Source organism: Kluyvera sichuanensis (genome assembly GCF_014218705.1).
Lineage (GTDB): Bacteria > Pseudomonadota > Gammaproteobacteria > Enterobacterales > Enterobacteriaceae > Kluyvera > Kluyvera sichuanensis.
The window spans coordinates 111,070-133,382 of the sequence record NZ_JABBJF010000010.1 but is presented as its reverse complement, the minus strand read 5'-3'; the positions used below and the strand labels follow the sequence as shown (position 1 = coordinate 133,382).

At 54.5% G+C, this 22,313-nt stretch carries 20 protein-coding genes, 1 pseudogene and 1 other annotated feature; of the genes and pseudogenes, 7 read left to right on the top strand and 14 right to left on the bottom strand.

What is annotated here, in order from left to right:
* Nucleotides 1-120: 120 nt before the first annotated feature.
* From nhaR to dnaK, 4 genes are all read right to left on the bottom strand, one after another.
* The gene (gene nhaR / locus HII27_RS13160; RefSeq protein ID WP_185668292.1) at nucleotides 121-1,020 is read right to left on the bottom strand and encodes a transcriptional activator NhaR; all 900 of its coding nucleotides are present in this window, start codon (nucleotides 1,018-1,020) and stop codon (nucleotides 121-123) included.
* Nucleotides 1,021-1,058: 38 nt separating this feature from the next.
* Entirely contained in the window at nucleotides 1,059-2,228 is a 1,170-nt protein-coding gene (gene nhaA, locus HII27_RS13155; RefSeq protein WP_185668291.1) for a Na+/H+ antiporter NhaA, read from the bottom strand.
* Nucleotides 2,229-2,401: 173 nt separating this feature from the next.
* Nucleotides 2,402-3,541: a molecular chaperone DnaJ gene (dnaJ, locus tag HII27_RS13150; protein WP_185668290.1), complete on the bottom strand. Its 1,140-nt coding sequence runs from the start codon at nucleotides 3,539-3,541 to the stop codon at nucleotides 2,402-2,404.
* Nucleotides 3,542-3,629: 88 nt separating this feature from the next.
* The gene (gene dnaK / locus HII27_RS13145; protein ID WP_035896220.1) at nucleotides 3,630-5,552 is read right to left on the bottom strand and encodes a molecular chaperone DnaK; all 1,923 of its coding nucleotides are present in this window, start codon (nucleotides 5,550-5,552) and stop codon (nucleotides 3,630-3,632) included.
* Between the two features lie 369 nt (nucleotides 5,553-5,921).
* On the opposite strand from dnaK, the gene HII27_RS13140 reads away from it, so the two are divergent.
* From HII27_RS13140 to satP, 3 genes are all read left to right on the top strand, one after another.
* Nucleotides 5,922-6,326: a DUF2541 family protein gene (locus HII27_RS13140; protein WP_185668289.1), complete on the top strand. Its 405-nt coding sequence runs from the start codon at nucleotides 5,922-5,924 to the stop codon at nucleotides 6,324-6,326.
* Nucleotides 6,327-6,353: 27 nt separating this feature from the next.
* Nucleotides 6,354-7,079, top strand: a complete 726-nt coding sequence (locus HII27_RS13135) for a DUF3944 domain-containing protein (RefSeq protein WP_185668288.1) — start codon at nucleotides 6,354-6,356, stop codon at nucleotides 7,077-7,079.
* A 134-nt stretch (nucleotides 7,080-7,213) separates the two neighbouring features.
* Complete coding sequence (gene satP / locus HII27_RS13130) at nucleotides 7,214-7,780, top strand: acetate uptake transporter (protein WP_185668287.1); 567 nt, start codon at nucleotides 7,214-7,216, stop codon at nucleotides 7,778-7,780.
* 111 nt (nucleotides 7,781-7,891) lie between these two features.
* On the opposite strand, the gene HII27_RS13125 is transcribed toward satP, so the two are convergent.
* On the bottom strand, nucleotides 7,892-9,187 hold the full coding sequence (locus HII27_RS13125) for an MFS transporter (protein ID WP_185668286.1): 1,296 nt from the start codon (nucleotides 9,185-9,187) through the stop codon (nucleotides 7,892-7,894).
* A 125-nt stretch (nucleotides 9,188-9,312) separates the two neighbouring features.
* A complete protein-coding gene (gene mog / locus HII27_RS13120; protein WP_035896213.1) occupies nucleotides 9,313-9,900 on the bottom strand; it encodes a molybdopterin adenylyltransferase in 588 nt (195 codons plus the stop codon).
* A 197-nt stretch (nucleotides 9,901-10,097) separates the two neighbouring features.
* On the opposite strand from mog, the gene HII27_RS13115 reads away from it, so the two are divergent.
* Nucleotides 10,098-11,036, top strand: a complete 939-nt coding sequence (locus tag HII27_RS13115; protein WP_185668285.1) for an Rpn family recombination-promoting nuclease/putative transposase — start codon at nucleotides 10,098-10,100, stop codon at nucleotides 11,034-11,036.
* Nucleotides 11,037-11,094: 58 nt separating this feature from the next.
* On the opposite strand, the gene tal is transcribed toward HII27_RS13115, so the two are convergent.
* Nucleotides 11,095-12,048 carry a transaldolase gene (gene tal / locus HII27_RS13110; protein WP_185668284.1) on the bottom strand — a complete coding sequence of 318 codons (954 nt, stop codon included), beginning with the start codon at nucleotides 12,046-12,048 and terminating at the stop codon, nucleotides 11,095-11,097.
* Nucleotides 12,049-12,300: 252 nt separating this feature from the next.
* Here tal and HII27_RS13105 point away from each other — a divergent pair, with 252 nt between their 5' ends.
* Nucleotides 12,301-13,731: an alanine/glycine:cation symporter family protein gene (locus HII27_RS13105; protein WP_185668283.1), complete on the top strand. Its 1,431-nt coding sequence runs from the start codon at nucleotides 12,301-12,303 to the stop codon at nucleotides 13,729-13,731.
* A 66-nt stretch (nucleotides 13,732-13,797) separates the two neighbouring features.
* A complete protein-coding gene (gene yaaA, locus HII27_RS13100; protein WP_185668282.1) occupies nucleotides 13,798-14,571 on the top strand; it encodes a peroxide stress protein YaaA in 774 nt (257 codons plus the stop codon).
* 84 nt (nucleotides 14,572-14,655) lie between these two features.
* Here the strand turns inward: yaaA and HII27_RS13095 are convergent, their stop codons facing one another.
* The 7 genes and pseudogenes from HII27_RS13095 to yjjY all read right to left on the bottom strand — a co-directional run bounded on the left by HII27_RS13095 (nucleotide 14,656) and on the right by yjjY (nucleotide 21,472).
* On the bottom strand, nucleotides 14,656-15,009 hold the full coding sequence (locus HII27_RS13095; RefSeq protein WP_185668281.1) for a DUF2502 domain-containing protein: 354 nt from the start codon (nucleotides 15,007-15,009) through the stop codon (nucleotides 14,656-14,658).
* A gap of 196 nt (nucleotides 15,010-15,205) precedes the next feature.
* On the bottom strand, nucleotides 15,206-16,492 hold the full coding sequence (gene thrC, locus HII27_RS13090) for a threonine synthase (RefSeq protein WP_185668280.1): 1,287 nt from the start codon (nucleotides 16,490-16,492) through the stop codon (nucleotides 15,206-15,208).
* Between the two features lie 3 nt (nucleotides 16,493-16,495).
* Nucleotides 16,496-17,425 (bottom strand): homoserine kinase, encoded by a 930-nt coding sequence (thrB, locus tag HII27_RS13085; RefSeq protein ID WP_185668279.1) that lies wholly within the window; start codon nucleotides 17,423-17,425, stop codon nucleotides 16,496-16,498.
* A 1-nt stretch (nucleotide 17,426) separates the two neighbouring features.
* Nucleotides 17,427-19,889: a bifunctional aspartate kinase/homoserine dehydrogenase I gene (thrA, locus tag HII27_RS13080; protein ID WP_185668278.1), complete on the bottom strand. Its 2,463-nt coding sequence runs from the start codon at nucleotides 19,887-19,889 to the stop codon at nucleotides 17,427-17,429.
* A gap of 25 nt (nucleotides 19,890-19,914) precedes the next feature.
* Nucleotides 19,915-20,032, bottom strand: a sequence feature (Thr leader region).
* On the bottom strand, nucleotides 19,971-20,039 hold the full coding sequence (thrL, locus tag HII27_RS27535; protein ID WP_072129079.1) for a thr operon leader peptide: 69 nt from the start codon (nucleotides 20,037-20,039) through the stop codon (nucleotides 19,971-19,973). Its footprint overlaps the feature before it by 62 nt.
* Nucleotides 20,040-20,244: 205 nt before the next feature.
* A complete protein-coding gene (locus HII27_RS13070) occupies nucleotides 20,245-20,931 on the bottom strand; it encodes a tRNA/rRNA methyltransferase (RefSeq protein WP_185668276.1) in 687 nt (228 codons plus the stop codon).
* 399 nt (nucleotides 20,932-21,330) lie between these two features.
* Nucleotides 21,331-21,472: pseudogene (yjjY, locus tag HII27_RS13065) on the bottom strand (YjjY family protein).
* Nucleotides 21,473-21,568: 96 nt separating this feature from the next.
* Here yjjY and arcA point away from each other — a divergent pair.
* Complete coding sequence (arcA, locus tag HII27_RS13060; protein ID WP_015966004.1) at nucleotides 21,569-22,285, top strand: two-component system response regulator ArcA; 717 nt, start codon at nucleotides 21,569-21,571, stop codon at nucleotides 22,283-22,285.
* Nucleotides 22,286-22,313 lie beyond the last annotated feature (28 nt).

Below are 22,313 nucleotides of genomic sequence, written 5' to 3'. Positions count from 1 at the left end.
CTTTGAAAAAGACCCGCTTAATGCGGGTTTTTTTATGCCTGTAATTTGGGTGTTTCCCCGGCGGCGCTTCGCTTGGCCGGGCTACAAACGCTTGCAGCACCGGCCCTGAAGCACAACGGATTATTTAAATGGTTCGGCAAACAGCGCCGAATAATCGCGATGGCAAATACGCTGCACCGCCGGATGCTGAATCATCCGTTCGGCGAATATCGCGTGATACTCTTCCATCACGTTGTCCATCCGGCCAATCTCGACGATATTGTCATCGGCATAGAAGTCATGCGCGTATAGCGTTGGTGCGACAAATATCGCGTTATGCGCCGCGCCAAACGCCTTCATCAGCGCCGCATCGTCAAACTCACCCAGAATCTCAACCTTCAGCCCCTGCACGTTAAACCAGTTCAGCAGCTTACGGCCCAGCATCGAGCGACGACCCGGGATCAGCAACCGACGCTCCTCCAGGCAGGCCGGGAACGGTTTTTCCGGCGGCGGATTCATACACCAGAAGCTGACGCTGCATTCACCGATTTTCACCGAAAACAGCCCTTCCTGCTGCGTCGAGTCGATCGGGCAGTCGGAGATAATCATATCGAGCTTATGCTGGCTCAACTGCTCCAGTAGCATCTCATGCGTCGATTCAAAGCAGCGTAGGTGGATCTGCTCATCTTCCACCACCGCGGCATCCAGCACGCCGCTGACCAGTCGTTTGGATAGCGCATCCGCCACGCCGACGTCGAACAGCAGGTTCGACTCTTTGCGGTAGTTAACGATATCCAGCATCTCCTGGCTTAGGGTGAACATTTTGTCCGCGTAGCGGAAGACCAACTCACCCAGCTCGCTCGGCTCAATCCCGCGCCCTTTACGTTTAAACAGCTTGCCCTGCAACCGTTCTTCCAGTGCCTTGATCTGCCCGGTGATGGTTTGCGGCGTCAGGAACAGCGCCTCCGCCGCCCCCACCACCGAGCCTTCCTTGTAGACATGCCAGAAGTAGTAAAGGTGGTTGTAATTAATGTGCGACATGCCCTGTGCTCCCCTCTCCTTTGATTCTCATCTTGCGCTTAAGCCATCTGCGGCTTTAAATGCGTGCGTAATAAACCGTACCCCACCACCGCCGACATCACCGAGCCAATCAGGATGCCAAGCTTCGCCCAGTTAATCAGCGACGGGTCGACGCTGCCGAAGGCCAGGCTGGCGATAAAGATAGACATGGTGAAGCCAATCCCGCACAGCAGGCCAACGGCCATAATCTGTGAAAAGTCGGCCCCTTCTGGCAACTTCGCCAGCTTGAGCTTCAGCGCCAGCCAGCAAAACAGACTAATGCCCAACGGCTTACCGATAAACAGACCCGCAATAATGCCCAGCGGCAGCAGCGAGGTCAGCCCAGCGAGCGTGACGCCCTGCAGGGAGACACCGGCGTTGGCAAAGGCAAACAGCGGCAGGATCATAAAGGCCACCCATGGGTGCAGCACATGCTCAAGCTGCTTCGCCGGCGACTTACCGTTCTGCTCGCGCAGCGGGATAAAGAAACCAACAATCACTCCGGCCAGAGTAGCGTGTACGCCGGACTTCAGCACCGCCGTCCACAGGATCACGCCCACCAGAATATAGATACCGGTACGGCGTACGCCGCTCATATTCAGAATCGCGAGCACCACAATGGCGGCCGCCGCGACAGCCAGCGACAGCAGCGACAAATCGTTAGTGTAAAACAGCGCGATAATGACGATGGCACCCAAATCGTCGATGATGGCTAACGCCATCAGGAAGATCTTGAGTGAGGCTGGTACGCGACTGCCCAGCAGTGCCAGCACGCCAAGCGCAAAGGCGATATCCGTCGCCGCAGGAATAGCCCAACCGCCGCTCGCCACCGGATCCTGAGCGTTAAACGCCAGGTAGACCAGCGCAGGCACCACCATGCCTCCCAGCGCGGCAATGACCGGGAAAATAGCCTGACGACGCGTAGCCAGCGAGCCCTGCATCATCTCGCGTTTGACCTCAAGACCAATCAGCAGGAAAAACACCGCCATCAGGGCGTCGTTAATCCACAGCAGCATGTTCTTGTTAATTTCTAATGCGCCCACGCGCAGCTGCACCGGCGTTTCCAGGAAGGCATGATACAGGCCGCTGGTCGCGCCCATGTTGGCCATCAGCATGGCCAGAACGGCAGCAATAATCAGGATGATGCCACCAGAGGCATCGTTGCTAAAAAAGCGCTGAAGATGCTTCACTTTTACTCTCTCTATAAGCACATATTCATCGATAAAACCATGTTATCGCGTCTAACAGATCGGTAAAATCAGATTATAACTGGATGATAATTCAGTTTAGCCGAACAATAAAAAACCCGAAGCGGAAGGCTTCGGGTTTTTGTCTGGTCCGCACTCGCCCGAGGGGCGAAGGGTTAACGGGTCAAATCGTCAAAGAACTTCTTCACGCCGTCGAAAAAGCTTTTCGAACGCGGACTGTTGTTCTCGCCGGTTGGGCCGCCGAAGCTTTCCTGCAGGTCTTTCAACAGCTGTTTCTGCTTCTCGTTCAGGCCGACCGGGGTTTCCACCACCACGCGACACAGCAGGTCGCCCTGCACGCCGCCGCGGACAGATTTCACGCCCTTGCCGCGCATACGGAACAGTTTGCCGGTTTGCGTTTCGCCTGGAATTTTTAGCTTCACGCGACCGTCGAGCGTCGGGACTTCAATCTCGCCGCCCAGGGCAGCCATAGAGAAGTTAATTGGCACTTCACAGTACAGGTTGTTGCCTTCACGCTCAAAGATAGCGTGCTGCTTCACCTGGACCTGAACGTACAGGTCGCCCGCTGGTGCGCCGTGTTCACCCGCTTCGCCTTCGCCGGTCAGACGAATACGATCGCCGGTATCCACGCCTGCCGGAATTTTAACGGACAGGGTTTTGGTCTTCTCAACGCGACCGTGGCCGTGACATTTGTTGCACGGATCTTTAATCAGCGTACCGCGGCCCTGACAATGTGGGCAGGTCTGCTGTACAGCGAAGAAGCCCTGACGCATCTGCACCTGGCCGGAACCATGACAGGTTGGACAGGTCTGCGGCTGCGAGCCCGCTTTGGCGCCGCTGCCGTGGCAGATGTCGCACTCTTCCAGCGTCGGGATGCGGATCTCTTTGGTCACACCACGAACCGCTTCTTCCAGCGTCAGATCCATGTTGTAGCGCAGATCCGCGCCACGGGATGCACGCTGGCGGCCGCGACCACCACCGAAGATATCGCCGAATACGTCACCAAAGATATCGCTGAAGTCCGCGCCGCCGCCGAAACCACCGGCACCGCCGCCGCCCATACCGCCCTGTTCAAAGGCTGCATGTCCGTACTGATCGTAGGCCGCACGCTTCTGCGCGTCGGTCAGGATCTCGTACGCTTCTTTGATCTCTTTAAACTTGGCTTCGGCCTCTTTATCACCCTGGTTGCGGTCCGGGTGGAATTTCATGGCCAGGCGCTTGTACGCCTTTTTGATTTCACGCTCTTCCGCTGTTTTGGAAACGCCCAAAATCTCGTAATAGTCTTGCTTTGCCATTGGTTTTTTTCAGCCCCTTAACATGCGAGCACGGGCGGAGAGGAAACCCTCTTCGCCCGTGCTGATTAATTACCCTGCATCAGGGCGATTATTTTTTGTCTTTCACTTCTTCGAACTCAGCGTCAACAACGTCGTCGTCTTTCGCATTGTTCGCGGAAGCGTCAGCGCCTGCGGCACCCGCCTGCTGCTGTGCGTGCTGCTGCTGAGCGATTTCCATCAGTTTCTGGGAAACCTGCGCCAGCGCCTGCATTTTCGCTTCGATGTCCGCTTTGTCTTCGCCTTTCAGAGACGCTTCCAGCGCGGTCAGCGCAGACTCGATGGCAGTTTTGTCGTCAGCCGGCAGTTGTTCGCCTGCTTCTTCAACCTGCTTACGCGTGCTGTGCAGCAGATGGTCGCCCTGGTTACGGGTCTGGACCAGCTCTTCAAACTTACGGTCAGCTTCGGCGTTCGCTTCAGCTTCACGAACCATTTTCTGAATTTCTTCTTCGTTCAGACCGGAAGAAGCCTTAATGGTGATCTTCTGCTCTTTACCGCTGTTTTTGTCTTTCGCGGAAACGTGCAGGATACCATCAGCATCGATATCGAAGGTCACTTCGATCTGCGGCATGCCGCGCGGTGCTGGGCTGATACCGTCCAGGTTGAACTGACCCAGTGATTTGTTATCGGATGCACGTTTACGCTCACCCTGAATCACGTGGATGGTTACCGCAGACTGGTTGTCTTCAGCGGTAGAGAACACCTGGCTGTGCTTAGTTGGAATGGTGGTGTTTTTGTTGATGAGCGCAGTCATCACACCGCCCATGGTTTCGATACCCAGAGACAGCGGGGTAACGTCCAGCAGCAGCACGTCTTTTACTTCACCGGTCAGAACGCCGCCCTGAACCGCTGCACCGATAGCAACAGCTTCGTCCGGGTTAACGTCTTTACGCGGTTCTTTACCGAAGAACTCAGCAACTTTCTTCTGCACCATTGGCATACGAGTCTGACCACCGACCAGGATAACGTCCTGAATGTCGGATACGGACAGGCCAGCATCCTGCAGCGCAACTTTCAGCGGCTCGATAGAACGGTTAACCAGGTCTTCTACCAGGCTTTCCAGTTTCGCACGGGTCACTTTGATGTTCATGTGTTTAGGACCGGTCGCGTCTGCAGTGATATACGGCAGGTTCACGTCGGTCTGCTGAGCGGAAGACAGTTCAATCTTCGCTTTCTCAGCGGCTTCTTTCAGGCGCTGCATCGCCAGCGGGTCGTTACGCAGGTCGATGCCCTGATCTTTCTTAAACTCGTCAACGAGGTAGTTGATCAGACGAGTATCGAAGTCTTCGCCACCCAGGTGGGTATCACCGTTGGTCGCCAGTACTTCAAAGGTTTTTTCGCCATCAACTTCGTCGATTTCGATAACGGAAATATCGAAGGTACCACCACCGAGGTCGTATACCGCGATAGTACGGTTGCCGACTTCTTTATCCAGACCGTAAGCCAGTGCAGCTGCGGTTGGTTCGTTGATGATACGTTTGACTTCCAGACCTGCGATACGGCCAGCATCTTTGGTTGCCTGACGCTGAGCATCGTTGAAGTATGCAGGTACGGTGATAACAGCTTCAGTTACCGGCTCACCCAGGTAATCTTCAGCGGTTTTCTTCATTTTCTTCAGCACTTCAGCAGAGATCTGCGGTGGTGCAGTTTTGGTGCCTTTCACATCAAGCCATGCATCGCCATTGTCTGCGGCAACAATTTTGTAAGGCATGATAGAAACGTCACGCTGAACTTCTTCGTCCTGGAAGCGGCGGCCAATCAGGCGTTTAATCGCAAACAGGGTGTTTTGCGGGTTTGTCACTGCCTGACGTTTAGCCGGCTGACCAACCAGAGTTTCACCATCCTGGGTATAAGCAATGATAGAAGGCGTGGTGCGGTCGCCTTCGGCGTTCTCCAGAACGCGAGCGGTAGTGCCATCCATAATCGCTACACAAGAGTTGGTAGTACCCAGGTCGATACCAATAATTTTACCCATCTAAACGTCTCCACTAAAAATTCAGTCAACATGTGGTTGTGAATCTGTAATAAGGGCGAAACCTGCGGTTTCAACTGCCCTGAATCGTTTTTTTTCAGACTCACTCACTGCGGTTGACTACAAGATGGGGTCGCAACGTCATCCATCAAGGGGCAGCCGTAAAATTTTTTCATTCAGTGCGGTTTTATTGCGATAACAGCAAGGCTAATCCGGCAACATTCATTCACATCAAACATATTAAAACACCAATATATTCAGTTAATTACTGTCATAAGTTGAAATGATTGAACGCTGAAAGCCATATCGGAGAGGGATAAAATCCGCCCCTGTATTTGATGTTGTTAAAGGGTCTCTCCGGTAAGGAATAAAATGAAAACAGTATTAAACGTCTCTGCAAGCCTGGCTTTCGGCCTGATGCTGGCCTCCTCCGCCTACGCAAACGATCATAAAACCCTGGGCGTTATTGCTTTACCTCGTAATGAAACCAGCGATCTGACGCTGAAGCTGCCGGTTTGTCGCGTCGTCAAACGTATCCAACTGACCGTCGATCGCGGTGACGCTGAACTTAGCGGCGCCTCCGTCTATTTCAAAGCCGCGCGCAGCAGCAGCCAGAGCCTGAACGTGCCATCGTCGCTGAAAGAGGGCGTAACCACCGATTGGATCAATATCAACAGCGATAACGATAACAAACGCTGCGTCTCCAAAATCACCTTCTCCGGGCATACCGTGAACTCTTCCGATATGGCCTCTTTAAAAATCATCGGCGACGACTAAACGAATCTTTGAGAAGCGATATCCCGAATGAAAGTTACCTATCTGAATGATGAAGACCTCGTTTTCTTTCAGCACTGTAGCGAAGAACAGCTGGCCAAAATTGCACAACTGCTGACGCATAACGAAAAGGGTAAGCGCCGTCTTTCCAGCACTCTGTTGCATAACGAGCTCTACATGTCGATGGATGGACACCCGGAGCAGCACCGCCGTAACTGGCAGCTGATTGCCGGCGAGTTCCAGCACTTTGGCGGCGACAGCATTGCCAATCAGATTCGCGGTCACGGCAAACTGTATCGCGAAATTCTGCGCGATGTGGCAAAGCGCCTGGGCCTTAAGACCGACAAGGCGATGCCAACGCCAGCCATCGAGAAATTGCTGCTGGAGCATTTTGTTCGTAGTGCCTGGAAGCGTATGACCGATGAACAAAAAGTTCGTTTTCGTACTTTTGTGGAGCTGAAAGTGATGGAGTTGGAAACCATGCTGCCGCACTTAATTGATCACCATCGACTGGATCACGGCATTGAACATCTGCTTGGTTTTCAGCTAAGCCATATCCTGCACAAACATGCTGCCGTTAGCATCATTGGCCACGGCATGGTGCGCGGTGCGGGGCTTGGCGGCCCGGTGGGTGCCGCAGTAAACGGGGTGAAGGCCGTTAGCGGTAGTGCCTATCGCGTGACGATTCCGGCAGTGCTGCGCATTGCCTGCTTGCGTCGAATTATTGCAAGATCCGCGCTGCAACACGCCGATTAGCAGCCCTCCTGGAGAGTAAATATTTCATTTTCCCCTCGTTCAGATCATAGACAGCGGGTTTGCCCATGATTATGATGCCGCGCCCCCGAATTTGGGGAGATAACTTTAACATTCAATGATGACTTTGAGGGATTATGGAAAATACTAAGTTGGCTAACCCCGCACCGCTGGGCCTGATGGGCTTCGGTATGACCACCATTCTGCTGAACCTGCATAATGCGGGTTTCTTTGCTTTAGACGGTATTATTCTCGCAATGGGTATTTTTTACGGTGGTATCGCGCAGATTTTCGCGGGCCTGCTTGAATACAAAAAAGGGAATACTTTCGGCCTGACTGCATTCACTTCTTATGGTTCTTTCTGGCTGACGCTGGTCGCTATTCTGCTGATGCCGAAGATGGGTCTGACCGAGGCACCTAATGCACGGTTCCTCGGCGCCTACCTGGGTGTGTGGGGTGTGTTCACGCTGTTCATGTTCTTCGGTACGCTGAAAGCTGCACGTATGCTGCAGTTCGTGTTCCTGAGCCTGACCGTGCTGTTCGCACTGCTGGCGATTGGCAACATCAACGGCAACGAAGCGATTATCCACGTCGCGGGCTGGGTTGGTCTGATCTGTGGCGCGAGCGCTATTTATCTGGCAATGGGTGAAGTGCTGAACGAGCAGTTCGGTTGCACCGTACTGCCAATTGGTGAAAAGCACTAATCCTCGCCTCATGTTGAAAAACGCCGGCCTGTCCGGCGTTTTTTTTGCCTGCAAACTACCGTTCCTGGGATTATTGATTCCTCGCCATCTGCGTGATTCCCCGGCGTCGGATTACGCCTCGGCCGGGCTACGGTTGGCTGCGGGTATCTCTTTACGCAGCCAGATGCCAAGCCCAAGGCCAATCAACGACAGCGCCAGGACGTACCAGGCTGGCGCCATCGGCGAAACGCCCATCAGCATGGTGACAGCAATTGGCGTCAGGCCACCGAAGATGGCGTAAGAGACGTTGTAAGAGAAGGAAATCCCGGTAAAACGCACTTCCGCCGGGAAGGCGCGCACCATGACGTACGGTACTGCACCCACCACGCCAACGCACAGCCCCACTAACCCGTAGAGCAAGAATAGCTGTTCAGGATGCGTTTCTGCGAGATGGTAAAAGAACCAGCTTGAGCAGGCGAGCAGGACGCTGCCAACCATAAAGGTTTTGCTGGCGCCAACGCGATCGACAATCAACCCTGCCAGCAGGCAACCGACGCAGAGCATCACCGTTGCCACGCTATTGGCCTGTAAGGTCAGCGCGGGGGCAAAGCCGTACTGCTTTTGCAGCCAGACCGGCGACATCAGGATAACCACCACAATGCCCGCAGACAGCAGCCAGGTCAGCAGCATTGAGACCACTACCGCCTGCTTGTGTTTGAGGACAACGGATTTAATCGGTAACTCCTGCGCCAGCGCTTTGCGCTGCTGCATTTCCAGGAAGATAGGCGTTTCCTGCAGCCAGCGGCGCAGATACATCGCCACCAGGCCGAAGATACCGCCCAGCAGGAACGGAATACGCCAGCCGCCGTCATGAATCGCCTGCGCGGAGAGTTGGGTATTAATCAGCGTTGCCACCACCGAGCCCAGCAGGATCCCCACCGTCAGCCCAGCCGTCAGCGTACCGCAGGCAATGCCGATACGGCGCGCGGGCACATGCTCAGCCACAAACACCCAGGCCCCCGGCACTTCCCCGCCGATGGCCGCCCCCTGCAGAATACGCATCAACAGCAACAACAGCGGCGCAACCAGACCTGCGGTGGCAAAGGTCGGCAGCAGGCCAATCGCCAGCGTCGGCACCGCCATCAGCAGAATGCTAAGGGTGAACATCTTTTTGCGCCCGACCAGATCGCCGAAATGCGCCATGATGATGCCGCCCAGCGGACGGGCAAGGTAGCCCGCGGCAAAGATGCCAAAGGTCTGCACCTGACGCAACCACTCGGGGATATCAGCCGGGAAGAAGAGTTCTCCGACGACAGCGGCGAAGAAGACGAAAATTATGAAGTCATAAAACTCCAGCGCGCCGCCTAATGCCGCCAGCGTCAGAGTTTTATAATCTTGTCGATTCAGAGGTCGGGTGTAATGTGACATAACAAACCATTCGCAAAGTCGAGCTGTTGATATAAGTTTACGATTTGTGTAAAGCAAAAATGACTATACCGTAAACCCTATCGCACTCCAGAGGAATGATAGGTTATGTCAGAAAAGCATCACATTCAGGATAAAGTCTCGCGGCGAGCGCTCTTAGGGCGGAATGCTGCTACCACATCGCTGTTCGTCTCAATATAAGGCCCCTCCAGCAACTGTACACAATACGGTACACTTGCAAAGATACCGTTCACCAGCACCTTACCGTCCGCGTCTTTCACCCCTTCCAGCGTCTCCTGAATGGCTTTCGGCTGGCCCGGCAGGTTGAGGATCAGCGCCTGCTTACGGATAACGCCCACCTGACGGGAAAGAATGGCCGTTGGGACAAAGTGCAGGCTCACCTGACGCATCTGTTCGCCAAAGCCCGGCATCACGCGGTCGGCAATCGCCAGCGTCGCATCCGGAGTCACATCACGCCGGGCTGGGCCGGTGCCGCCGGTGGTCAGCACCAGGTGGCAGCTCATCTCATCCACCAGCTCACACAGCGTTTGCTCAATAATGGTTTGTTCATCAGGAATCAGACGAGTTTCCACCTTAAAAGGGGTTGTCAGTGCCGATGCCAGCCACTCTTCCAGTGCCGGAATGCCTTTGTCCTGATAAACGCCGCTGGAGGCGCGATCAGAGATAGAAACTAAGCCAATGCGTAAAGTGTTCATGATTATTCCGTTAAAACCGTAGCGTTAAGCAGAATAATACACGCGAATGGGCGGCAATACTAAGACCCCGAACGGGTTATCCACCGGGTTTCCCGAGGCGCGCCGCAAAATGAAAACGCCAAATAACGATTAGCTATCGTATCAAGAGTGAGGGTGGCAGACTCCGGCCAAATGTTTCCACGGAGGGTTGGTTGGATATGCGAAAAAACAGGACACCTACGCCGCACGATCTCGTGTTTAAAACGTTTCTTTCCACCATGGAAACCGCACGGGATTTTATTGCCATTCACCTTCCTCCCGCGCTGCTGCGGCTCTGCGATTTGCAAACGCTGAAGCTCGAGTCCGGCAGCTTTATCGAAGAGGATTTACACCCCTACTACAGCGATATGCTCTACTCGCTAAAAACCGCCTGCGGTGACGGCTATATCCATGTACTAATAGAACATCAAAGCTCGCCGGATAAACATATGGCTTTTCGCCTGATGCGCTACGCCATTGCCGCCATGCAGCGCCATCTGGAAGCAGGCCATAAAACGCTACCGCTGGTGATTCCCATTCTGTTTTACCATGGACGAGAAAGCCCCTATCCCTACTCCATGAACTGGTTGGATAACTTTACCGATCCGGTGCTGGCGACGCGTATTTATAGCCAGGATTTTCCGTTGGTCGACATCACGGTTATCCCCGATGATGAAATTATGCGCCACCGTAGCATGGCTGCGCTAACGCTGATTCAGAAGCATATCCGCCAACGCGATCTCACGCGGTTTCTCGACAAACTCGCTGGGTTATTAACTCGAAACCACATCAGCGGACAACAGGTCATTGCGCTGGTAAACTACATGCTTCAGGCGGGAGAAGCACAGGATGCCCGCACATTGCTGTACGAAATGGCGCAGCGCGCACCACAGTATGGAGACGAACTCATGACGTTAGCAGAACAGCTAAAGCAGGAAGGACGCATCGAAGGAATACAACAAGGTATGCAACAAGGTCTACAGCAGGGTATCCAAACCGGGGAACGCGAAACATCGCGTAAAATTGCGCGGGCAATGCTCGAAAAAGGAATCCCGGCGGCCGATATCATCGAAATGACCGGCGTGAGCGCAGAAGAACTTCCCTCCCTCCAGCATTAATAAAAAAATAGCCCGCTCTCTTTAGAGAAGCGGGCTGTTGTCATGCAACCAAGCTGAATTACAGCAGGTCGCCGATCATTTTTTCCAGTTTTTCCTGGTCGATGGCAAACTTACGGATACCTTCCGCCAGTTTATCAACTGCCATTGGATCCTGGTTGTGCTGCCACAGGAACTCGGACTCGGTGATGCGGTCTGGACGCGCTTTCACTTCGCCGGTATAGGTCAGTTTACGTTCCAGAGCGCCTTCGCTTTCTGCCAACTCTTTGAGCAGCGCAGGGGCGATGGTCAGGCGGTCACAGCCAGCCAGTTCCAGGATTTCACCGATGTTACGGAAGCTTGCGCCCATAACGACGGTTTCGTAACCGTGCTGTTTGTAGTACTGGTAGATTTCGCTAACAGAAACCACGCCTGGATCTTCCGCTGGTGCGTACTCTTTCTTATCGGTATTGGCTTTGTACCAATCCAGAATACGGCCCACGAACGGGGAGATCAGGAACACGCCAGCTTCAGCACAAGCACGCGCCTGAGCGAAGGAGAACAGCAGCGTCAGGTTACAGTTGATGCCTTCTTTTTCCAGCTGCTCCGCTGCGCGGATACCCTGCCAGGTAGAAGCCAGTTTGATCAGGATACGATCGTTGCTGATGCCAGCATCGTTGTACATTTTGATCAGACGTTTCGCTTTAGCGATAGACGCATTGGTGTCGTAGGACAGACGCGCATCGACTTCGGTAGAGATACGGCCAGGGACCAGCTTCAGAATTTCCAGGCCGATATTGACGGCCAGTTTGTCAGTAGCATCCACAACCTGCTGAGCACGGTCGCTGCTCTGGCTACGCGCCCACTCAATCGCATTATCAATCAGTTTGCGATATTCAGGGATCTGCGCGGCGCCCAGAATCAGGGAAGGGTTGGTTGTCGCATCCTGAGGCTGATACAGCTTCATTGCTGCGATGTCTCCGGTGTCAGCCACTACGGTTGTGTACTGACGCAGAGATGTCAATTTATCCGTCATGATAGTGTTTCTCTTTAAACAGCTGTTAGGGGGATGTAACCGGTCTGCCCCGATAATATCACGCCCCTTCCTCAGCGCAACCGCCGACATCGCCAGACCGCAGAGTATGATAAACTGAAGCATCAAACTTTGAGGGGTGAGATTCTCTGCCCTTATTGTGGTAACGCTTATATTGGCTGAATCGAATCGTGCGAAGGAACGTGACCTTCCCGGAAGCAGCCACCAGTTTCGGCATAGACAAGAGGACGTTTAATGCCTGATTTCCTGTCTTTTATCAGCGAGATACTGTGGGGTTCGGTAATGATTTACCTGCTCCTCGGGTGCGGCATCTGGTTCACCTGGAGAACCGGCTACATCCAGTTTCGCTACATTCGTCAGTTTAGCAAAAGTCTGAAAAGAAGCCTGGCACCACGTGAAGGTGGGCTGACCTCATTTCAGGTTCTGTGTATCAGTCTCGCCGCGCGCGTTGGCAGCGGCAATCTAGCCGGGGTAGCGCTGGCTATTACCATCGGTGGCCCTGGCGCCGTGTTCTGGATGTGGGTCGCGGCGATCATCGGCATGGCCAGCAGCTTCGCAGAGTGCTCGCTTGCCCAGCTCTACAAAGAGCGCGACGCCAAAGGACAGTTTCGCGGCGGCCCGGCGTGGTATATGTCTCGCGGACTGGGAATGCGCTGGATGGGTGTGCTCTTCTCACTGTTCCTGCTCGTGGCCTACGGGTTAATCTTTAATACCGTGCAGGCCAACTCCACGGCGCACGCGCTGAAATATGCCTTTAACGTCCCTGGTGAGGTAACTGGCGTAGTTATGGCGTTCGTCGCTCTGCTGGTCATTATGCGCGGGCTGAAAGGGGCCGCACGGCTTAGCCAGTGGCTGGTACCATGCATGGCGCTGCTGTGGGTAGTGGCATGTTTACTGATTACGCTGTGGCACATTGTCGAACTCCCTTCCATCGTCAATCTGATTATCCGCAGCGCCTTTGGCTGGCAGGAAGCGGCAGCCGGGGCGGCGGGCTATACCGTGAGCCAGGCGATCACCAGCGGTTTTCAACGCAGCATGTTCTCCAACGAAGCCGGTATGGGCTCAACGCCAAATGCCGCCGCTGCTGCCGCATCGTTCCCTCCGCATCCGGCGGCACAAGGGATTGTGCAGATGATTGGCGTGCTGATTGATACCGTCGTTATCTGTAGCGCCAGTGCGATGGTGGTTCTGCTGGCCGGCCACGGCACAAAAACCACCAGCTATGATGGCATTCAGCTCATCCAGCACGCTATGAGCGTATTGGTCGGGGAATGGGGCGCCAGCTTTGTCGCCATCGTAATGATACTGTTCGCCTTCACCTCCGTTGTGGCGAACTATATCTACGCTGAGAATAACCTGATCTTTTTACGTTGGGATAAGCCGTGGGCAATCTGGCTGCTGCGCATCGCGACGCTGTCGATGGTGGTCCTGGGGAGTCTGTTGAGTCTGCCGGTGGTCTGGCAAATGGCAGATGTGATTATGGCGCTGATGGCCATCACCAACCTGACGGCCATTCTGCTGCTCTCGCCGGTGGTGCGCATTATCGCGCTGGACTATCTGCGCCAGCGTAAGCTCGGCGTAACGCCAGTGTTTGACCCTGATTATTATCCGGAAATCGCCCAGCAACTGGCACCGGAGAGTTGGGATCAACCGCCGCGCCAATAACAGCAATCGATCACTTTGCGCCGTTTTTTTGTTAAAGTTGCGTGAAATTTTCTGCAAGGACTGGATATGCTGATTCTGATCTCCCCGGCCAAAACGCTCGATTACCAAAGCGAGCTCGCCACCACGCGCTTTACCCAGCCCGCGCTGCTAGAGCACTCCCAGCAGCTGATCCGCGAGGCGCGCAAGCTCTCCGCACCGCAGATAAAAGCGCTGATGGGCATTAGCGACAAGCTGGCCGACCTCAACGCCACCCGCTTCCACGACTGGCACCCGGACTTCACGCCCGATAACGCACGTCAGGCGATTCTGGCGTTTAAAGGCGATGTCTATACCGGGCTGCAGGCGGAGACCTTCAGCGAGGCGGACTTCGATTTCGCCCAGCAGCATCTGCGGATGCTCTCAGGCCTGTACGGCGTGCTGCGCCCGCTGGATCTGATGCAGCCTTATCGTCTGGAAATGGGCATTCGTTTTGAGAACCCGCGCGGGAAAGATCTCTACCAGTTCTGGGGCGATGAGATAACCAAAACGCTAAACGCGGCGCTAGAAGCACAGGGGGACGATGTGGTGATTAACCTGGCCTCGGACGAGTATTTCCGCTCGGTGAAACCGAAGGCGCTTGAAGGCCGCATCATCAAGCCGGTGTTCCTCGACGAGAAGAACGGCAAGTTTAAGGTGATCAGCTTCTACGCCAAAAAGGCGCGCGGCCTGATGAGCCGGTACATCATTGAAAATCGCCTGAGCAAGCCGGAGCAGTTGACCGGGTTTGATAGCGAAGGGTATTTCTTTGATGCGGAAAGCTCGAGCGCTGAAGAACTGGTCTTCAAACGCCACGAACAGTAACTAAGTCGCCCGGCCGAGCAAAGCGACGCCGGGGCTGCTGCGGTATAAAAAACCCGGCGTCGCTTTGATCGGCCGGGCTACAGGTTAATGATGGTCATTTGGCGGCGGGCGATGATCGTTGCCATGGCCGTGATTGTCGCCATGTCCACGATCGTTGTGATCCCAACCGTCATGGCGATCGCCATGATGATCGTCGTGCCCGCGGTTATCATAGTGCGGCGGCGGTGGCGTATGAGCATGCCAGCGGTTGTCGCGCCATTCATAGTGATCCTTCCACCAGCTATGGTCACGCCAGTGTCCACCATCCCAATAGTTGCCGTTATTGTCCTGGTCGCCAATTTGCAGCTTCACTGCCGGCAGCAGAGTAATCTCTGCGGCCTGTGTCGTAACCGGAGCCGCCAATAGCATTGCCAGTGCTAACATCGCAGGTTTTAACATAGGTAACTCCTTTGTTCATCATTCGCCAATGTGGCCGATGAACAAAGCTTACTGCGGCAAAACCCAGCTTGTTATTGTCCGCAATCCTATATTCTGAGGCCCCGCATTTATTGGGAATTCCTCCTTTTTCCCTGCCAAATCCCTGCATAATTTCTCCCTATTTCCCCCTTCGCTGAGAAAGGGGGAAACGGAGAAATTACGCTTTGCTCATCATCAGCTTACGCAGCTCGGCATAATCAGCCGGCAGGTTGTGTGATAACAGCGGCAGGTCGGCGCGGTCCGCCAGCGCTTTTGGCAACGGCAGCGTTTCGCCCAGAATCTCTTCGACGCTCTCTTTAAACTTCGCCGGGTGCGCGGTGCCGAGGAACAGGCCGTACTCGCCTGGCTGCAGCTGGTCACGCAGCGCACGGTAGGCAATCGCCGCGTGCGGTTCAGAGGTGTAGCCGAGCCCTTGCAGTTCGCGCATGGTCGCTTTGGTGGTCTCATCATCCACCGCCGCGTAGCCCAGCTCGTTCAGACGCCAGATTTTGCGACGGAACAGCTCTTCAACGCGCGGCCAGTTGTTAGGCTGGCTGACGTCCATGGCGTTCGATAACGTGGCCTGAGTCGCCTTTGGTGCCCATTTGCCGTCCTGCAGGAAGCGTGGCACGGTGTCGTTGGCGTTGGTGGCCGCGATAAAGCGTTTCACCGGCAGACCCAGCGATTTCGCCAGCAGACCTGCAGTCAGGTCACCAAAGTTGCCGCTTGGTACGGAAACCACCAGCTGATTGCGCGCTTCCTGCGGCAGCTGCGCCACCGCTTCGAAGTAGTAGCAAATCTGCGCCAACAGTCGGCTGATGTTGATGGAGTTAGCGGAGTTCAGGCCCAGCGCGACCTTCAGCTCTTCGTCGTCGAAGGCCTGTTTGACCAGTGCCTGGCAGGCATCAAAGTCACCGTCAATGGCCACGGTTTCAATATTGCCGCCCAGAGTACAGAACAGCTTTTCCTGCAGCGGGCTGATTTTGCCGCGCGGATACAGGATAACCACTTTGACGTTTGGCAGGCCGTAGAAGGCATGCGCCACGGCCGCACCGGTATCGCCCGAAGTCGCGGTAAGAATCGTCACCGGCTTGTCGCCCGCAATAAGGGTCAGCATCTGCGCCATAAAGCGGCCGCCGAAGTCTTTAAACGCCAGGGTTGGGCCGTGGAACAGCTCCAGACAGCCGACATCTTCCTGCACCTTGTTAACCGGCGCCGGGAAAGTAAATGCCTTGCCGATACGCGCGGCTAGCTCAGCCTGCGGGATTTCATCACCGATAAACGCAGAGAGGATCTTCGCGCTGCGGGTGACGAAGTCCTGGGTCAACAGGTCATCAATGTCGGTCAGGTTGAATTCCGGCAGGTCGTGCGGGAAGAACAGCCCCTGGTGTTTGCCAAGCCCTTGAGTCACAGCCTGCGCAAAGCTGACCTGCTCATTGTGATCTTTTAAGTTATAGAGTTTCATCGGTTATCCCACTACTCGTGCGCCCGCTGTGTCCAGCCGGCAAATATGAACGAAGCCTTCTTGATTCTGCAGATAATGCTGGCCGAGCCAATCCGCCACGCGCTGCGCCGTTTCCGTTTTATCGCACAGGGCAAACAGCGTTGGCCCGGAACCGGAGATACCGCAGGCGACGGCGCCAATACCGGCTACTGCCTGACGCGCTTCATTAAAGCCCGGCAGCAGTTTGGTACGGTAAGGCTCAGCAATCACGTCTTTCATCAGTTTCGCCGCCAACTGAGGCTGACGGGAGTAGCAGGCGTGAATAAAGCCTGCCAGGTGGCGGCCGTGAGCGATACAGTCCTGACGGCGATACTGCGCAGGCAAAATGGCCCGCGCTTCCGCCGTCGAGACTTTAATGCCCGGATAAGCCAGCACCCAAAGCCAATCGTCGAAGCACGGTACCTGCTGGCTGATGATATCGTTCTCTTCAATCATCAGTTGCATGCCGCCCAGATAGCACGGTGCGACGTTATCGTAATGCACGCTGCCGGAGATACGCCCTTCCAGCTCGCCCATCAGCGCCAGCATACGGGTTTCATCCAGCGGCTTACCGCAGAATTCGTTCATCGCCACCAGCGCGGCGACCACGGAACAGGCGCTGGAACCCAGGCCAGAACCGATCGGCATATTTTTTTCCAGCGTCATCGCCACTGGAACATTTTTGCCAATTTCCTGGCAATAGCGCTCCCAGCATTGATAGACGATGTTTTCATGCGGGTCGCTCGGCAGCTTGTCCGCAAAGCGCCCCAGATTTTGCAGGCTGAAGCGGTCAGCCGCCTCAACCGATACGTTATCACCCAGCAGACTGCCGTCGATCGGCGTCACGGCGGCACCCAGTACATCAAACCCGACGCTCATATTGGCACTGGAAGCCGGGGCATAAACCTTAACCATGTTAAACTCCTAACTTCCATGACAGCGTACGCAGAAGGTCGGCAAATACCCCTGCCGCCGTCACATCGTTACCGGCGCCATAGCCGCGCAGTACCAGCGGAAGCGGTTGATAATAGCGGCTGTAGAACGCCAGCGCGTTCTCGCCATTTTTGATTTTATACAGCGGGTCGTTGCCGTCGACGGCGGCCACTTTCACCCGGCACACGCCGTCTTCTTCGATGTTGCCAACATAGCGCAGCACTTTGCCCTCATCACGCGCTTTCGCCACGCGAGCGGAAAATTCATCGTCCAGTTGCGGCAGACGCGACATAAAGCTCTCGGTATCACCCGAGTCATCGAAGCTTTCCGGCAGCACGGACTCAACCACAATATCACTCAGCTCGAGGTTACGCCCGGTTTCACGTGCCAGAATCAGCAGCTTACGCGCGACGTCCATCCCGGAAAGGTCATCACGCGGGTCCGGCTCGGTATAGCCCATTCCACGTGCCATCGCCGTAGCTTCGGAGAGGCTCATCCCCTCATCCAGCTTGCCGAAAATAAACGACAGCGAGCCGGAGAGAATCCCGGAGAAGTGCTGCAGTTCATCGCCCGCGTTGAGCAGGTTTTGCAGGTTTTCAATCACCGGCAGCCCCGCGCCGACGTTGGTGTCGTAGAGGAACTTACGGCGCGACAGCCCGGCGGCATGACGCAGTTGATGGTAGTAATCCATCGACGAGGTGTTGGCCTTTTTGTTCGGCGTCACCACGTGGAAGCCTTCACGCAGGAAGTCAGCGTACTGATCGGCCACCGCCTGGCTTGAAGTGCAGTCAACAATCACCGGGTTAAGCAGGTGATACTCTTTCACCAGGCGAATCAGGCGGCCCAGGTTGAACGGCTCTTTAGCTTCCGCCAGCTCGGCTTCCCAGTTTTCAAGATTCAGGCCATGTACGCTGGTCAGCAGCGCACGGGAGTTCGCCACGCCGCACACGCGCAGGTCGATATGCTTTTTCTTCAGCCACGCCTGCTGGCGTTTGATCTGCTCCAGCAGCGCGCCGCCGACGCCACCCACGCCCACCAGGAACACTTCAATTACCTGGTCGGTGTTAAACAGCATCTGGTGGGTCACACGCACGCCGGTCGTCGCGTCGTCGTTGTTCACCACCACGGAGATAGAGCGCTCGGAAGAGCCCTGAGCAATCGCCACGATATTGATATTGGCACGGGCCAGCGCGGCAAAGAACTTCGCCGAGATGCCGCGCAGCGTACGCATACCGTCGCCAACCACGGAGATAATCGCCAGACGCTCCATGATAGCCAACGGCTCCAGCAACTCTTCTTTCAGCTCCAGATAAAACTCATCTTCCATCGCCTTCTTCGCCCGCGCGCAGTCGCTCTGCGGCACGCAGAAGCTGATGCTGTATTCAGAGGACGATTGGGTAATCAGCACTACCGAGATACCGGCGCGAGACATGGTCGCAAACACGCGTGCCGCCATGCCAACCATCCCCTTCATGCCGGGGCCAGAGACGTTAAACATCGCCATGTTGTTGAGGTTAGAGATCCCCTTCACTGGCAATGAATCATCATCGCTGCTGGCACCGATAAGTGTGCCGGGGGCTTGAGGATTACCGGTGTTTTTAATCAGGCAAGGGATCTGGAACTGGGCGATGGGGGCAATCGTGCGAGGGTGGAGAACTTTGGCGCCGAAGTAGGAGAGCTCCATCGCTTCCTGATACGACATGCTCTTCAGCAGGCGCGCATCCGGTACCTGGCGCGGGTCACAGGTGTAGACCCCGTCAACGTCGGTCCAGATTTCACAACAGTCGGCGCGTAAACAGGCGGCCAGTACGGCAGCGGAGTAGTCGGAGCCATTACGCCCCAGCACCACCAACTCGCCCTTCTCGTTACCGGCGGTAAAGCCCGCCATCAGCACCATGTGGTCTGATGGGATCTGGCTTGCCACGATGCGGCGGGTAGATTCAGCAATATCGACAGTAGATTCAAGGTAGTGGCCAACGGCCAGCAGTTTTTCAACCGGGTTAATCACGGTCACTTTGTGGCCACGGGCGCTCAACAGACCAGCCATGATGGCAATCGACAACTTCTCGCCGCGGCAGATAAGCCCTGCGTTGACGCTGTCCGGGCACTGACCCAACAGGCTGATGCCGTGCAGGATGTGCTTAATCTGGGAGAATTCCAGCTCAACGGCGGCTTTCAGGTCGGCGAGCGGAAAACCTGGCTGGGCGTTAGCGAGTCCCTGAAGCAGTTCAGCAAAGATTCGTTCGGCATCGGCGATATTGGTCAGCGCATCCTGGCCACCAATGGTTTTTTCAATCATCGCCACGAGGTGGTTAGTGATTTTTGCCGGGGCAGAGAGCACGGTTGCTACCTGCCCCTGCCTGGCGTTGCTTTCCAGGATATCGGCAACACGCAGAAACCGTTCCGCATTTGCCACTGATGTACCGCCGAACTTCAAGACTCGCATGGTTTTTACCCCTTGATCACTAGTCGAAAAAAAAGCCCGCACTGTTTAGGTGCGGGCTTTTTTTTGTGTTTCCTGTACGCGTCAGCCCGCACCGTTACCTGTGGTAATAGTGGTGGTGGTAATGGTCATAATGCTGCTGATGCGAATCATGGATGTTGTGTGCTCTGTTATTTCTCTGTCTGTATGCCTATATTGGTTAAAGTATCTGCCCATCTAAGTCAATGAATTTTTAACTTCGTCACGTTCCGCAATCAGTTCACATCAGCCCAAAAAACCACCGATAAACCACCACAACAGCCATAAGTTAAGCAAAATGTTGGGGCATAACACCATACGTAAACACGATGACAGAATTTTACTCTGGCATATTTTTTTCAATATCATGCAGCAAACGATGCAACATTGCCGTATCGCGATGCGTTAGTAAGCCAATACGTTGTTGCAGCCAGTCAGCCATTTTTACATCTCCGGCGACATCCAGGCGTGCCAGCAAAGCAGTGATACGTGCCCTTAACGCAATCAGCTGATTCTCGTCACCTTCCGTTGCCGTCGGGTTCGCGGTTTGTAACAGCGAGGAGAGCTGATAACAATAAACCATCACCGCCTGCCCCAGGTTCAGCGAGGGATAATCAGCGACCATTGGCACGCCGGTCAGCACATCGGCCAGCGCCAGTTCGTCGTTGGTTAACCCCGAGTCTTCACGGCCAAAGACCAGCGCGGCGTGCCCCATCCACTGCGCTTTTTCCTCCAGCATCGGCAGCAGCTCCTGCGGCGTGGCGTAGTAGTGAAAACGGGCGCGGCTGCGAGCGGTGGTGGCGACGGTGAAATCCACGTCGTGCAGCGCTTCCGCAAGCGTTGGGTAGCAGGTGATGTCATCAATGATATCGGTCGAACCGTGAGCCACCCAGCGGGTCGCTGGCTCAAGGTGCGCAACGCTATCCACGATACGCAAATCGTGGAATCCCATGGTCTTCATTGCTCGGGCGGCAGCGCCGATATTTTCGGCTCTTGCTGGAGAAACCAGTACAATAGATAAGCGCATTTAAAGTTCTCTTAATTTCCTGTCAGCGGCAATAATGTGATGTACTTCAACATATTGCGCAGCGCGAATTTACAAAAATGCAACAAAAATCAATGAAATGATGTTTCATAACATATAAAAGAAGCTAAACTATTCAGGGCGAAATTATCAATTAGTTATGTTAACAGAAGTGATATATCTCTATGTTTATACGAACTATTTCCATTACCATAGAACAATAACAATTGGATTCACCACATTTATCAGTTAACCTGTGCAACTACTTGAGTTGTGGAAAAAATGTGATAGGCGTTATCATTCCAGAGTGATGATTTCACCAAACTGTTAACGTGCTACAATTGAACTTGATATATGTCAACGAAGCGTAGGTTTATTGGCGGTCTGGTGCCTCTTTACCTGTTATGTTGCTGTTAAAATGGTTAGGATGACAACCGTTTTTGACACTGTCGGGTCCAGAGGGAAGAGTACCCACGACCAAGCTAATGATGTTGTTGACGTTGATGGAAAGTGCATCAAGAACGCAATTACGTACTTTAGTCATGTTACGCCGATCATGTTAATTTTCGACATGCATCAGGCAGGTCAGGGACTATTGGTACTTCCTGTTTCGATTTAGTTGGCAATTTAGGTAGCAAACATGCAGACCCCGCACATTCTTATCGTTGAAGACGAGTTGGTAACACGCAACACGTTAAAAAGTATTTTCGAAGCAGAAGGCTACGATGTGTTCGAAGCGACCGATGGCGCGGAAATGCATCAGATCCTGTCTGAAAATGACATCAACCTGGTGATCATGGATATCAACCTGCCAGGTAAAAACGGCCTTCTGCTGGCGCGCGAACTGCGTGAACAGGCGAACGTCGCTCTGATGTTCCTGACCGGTCGCGACAATGAAGTCGACAAGATCCTCGGTCTGGAAATTGGTGCAGATGATTACATCACCAAACCGTTTAACCCACGCGAACTGACTATCCGTGCGCGTAACCTGCTGTCCCGTACCATGAATCTGGGTACCGTCAGCGAAGAACGTCGTAGCGTAGAAAGCTACAAGTTCAACGGTTGGGAACTGGACATCAACAGCCGCTCTCTGGTGAGCCCGAACGGTGAGCAGTACAAGCTGCCGCGTAGCGAATTCCGCGCGATGCTGCACTTCTGCGAAAACCCAGGCAAAATTCAGTCTCGTGCTGAACTGCTGAAGAAAATGACCGGCCGTGAGCTTAAGCCACACGACCGTACGGTTGACGTGACCATTCGTCGCATCCGTAAACATTTCGAGTCTACGCCGGATACTCCGGAAATCATCGCCACTATCCACGGCGAAGGTTACCGCTTCTGCGGCGAGCTGCAGGAATAAGACTACAAAACGGCGCAATCAGCGCCGT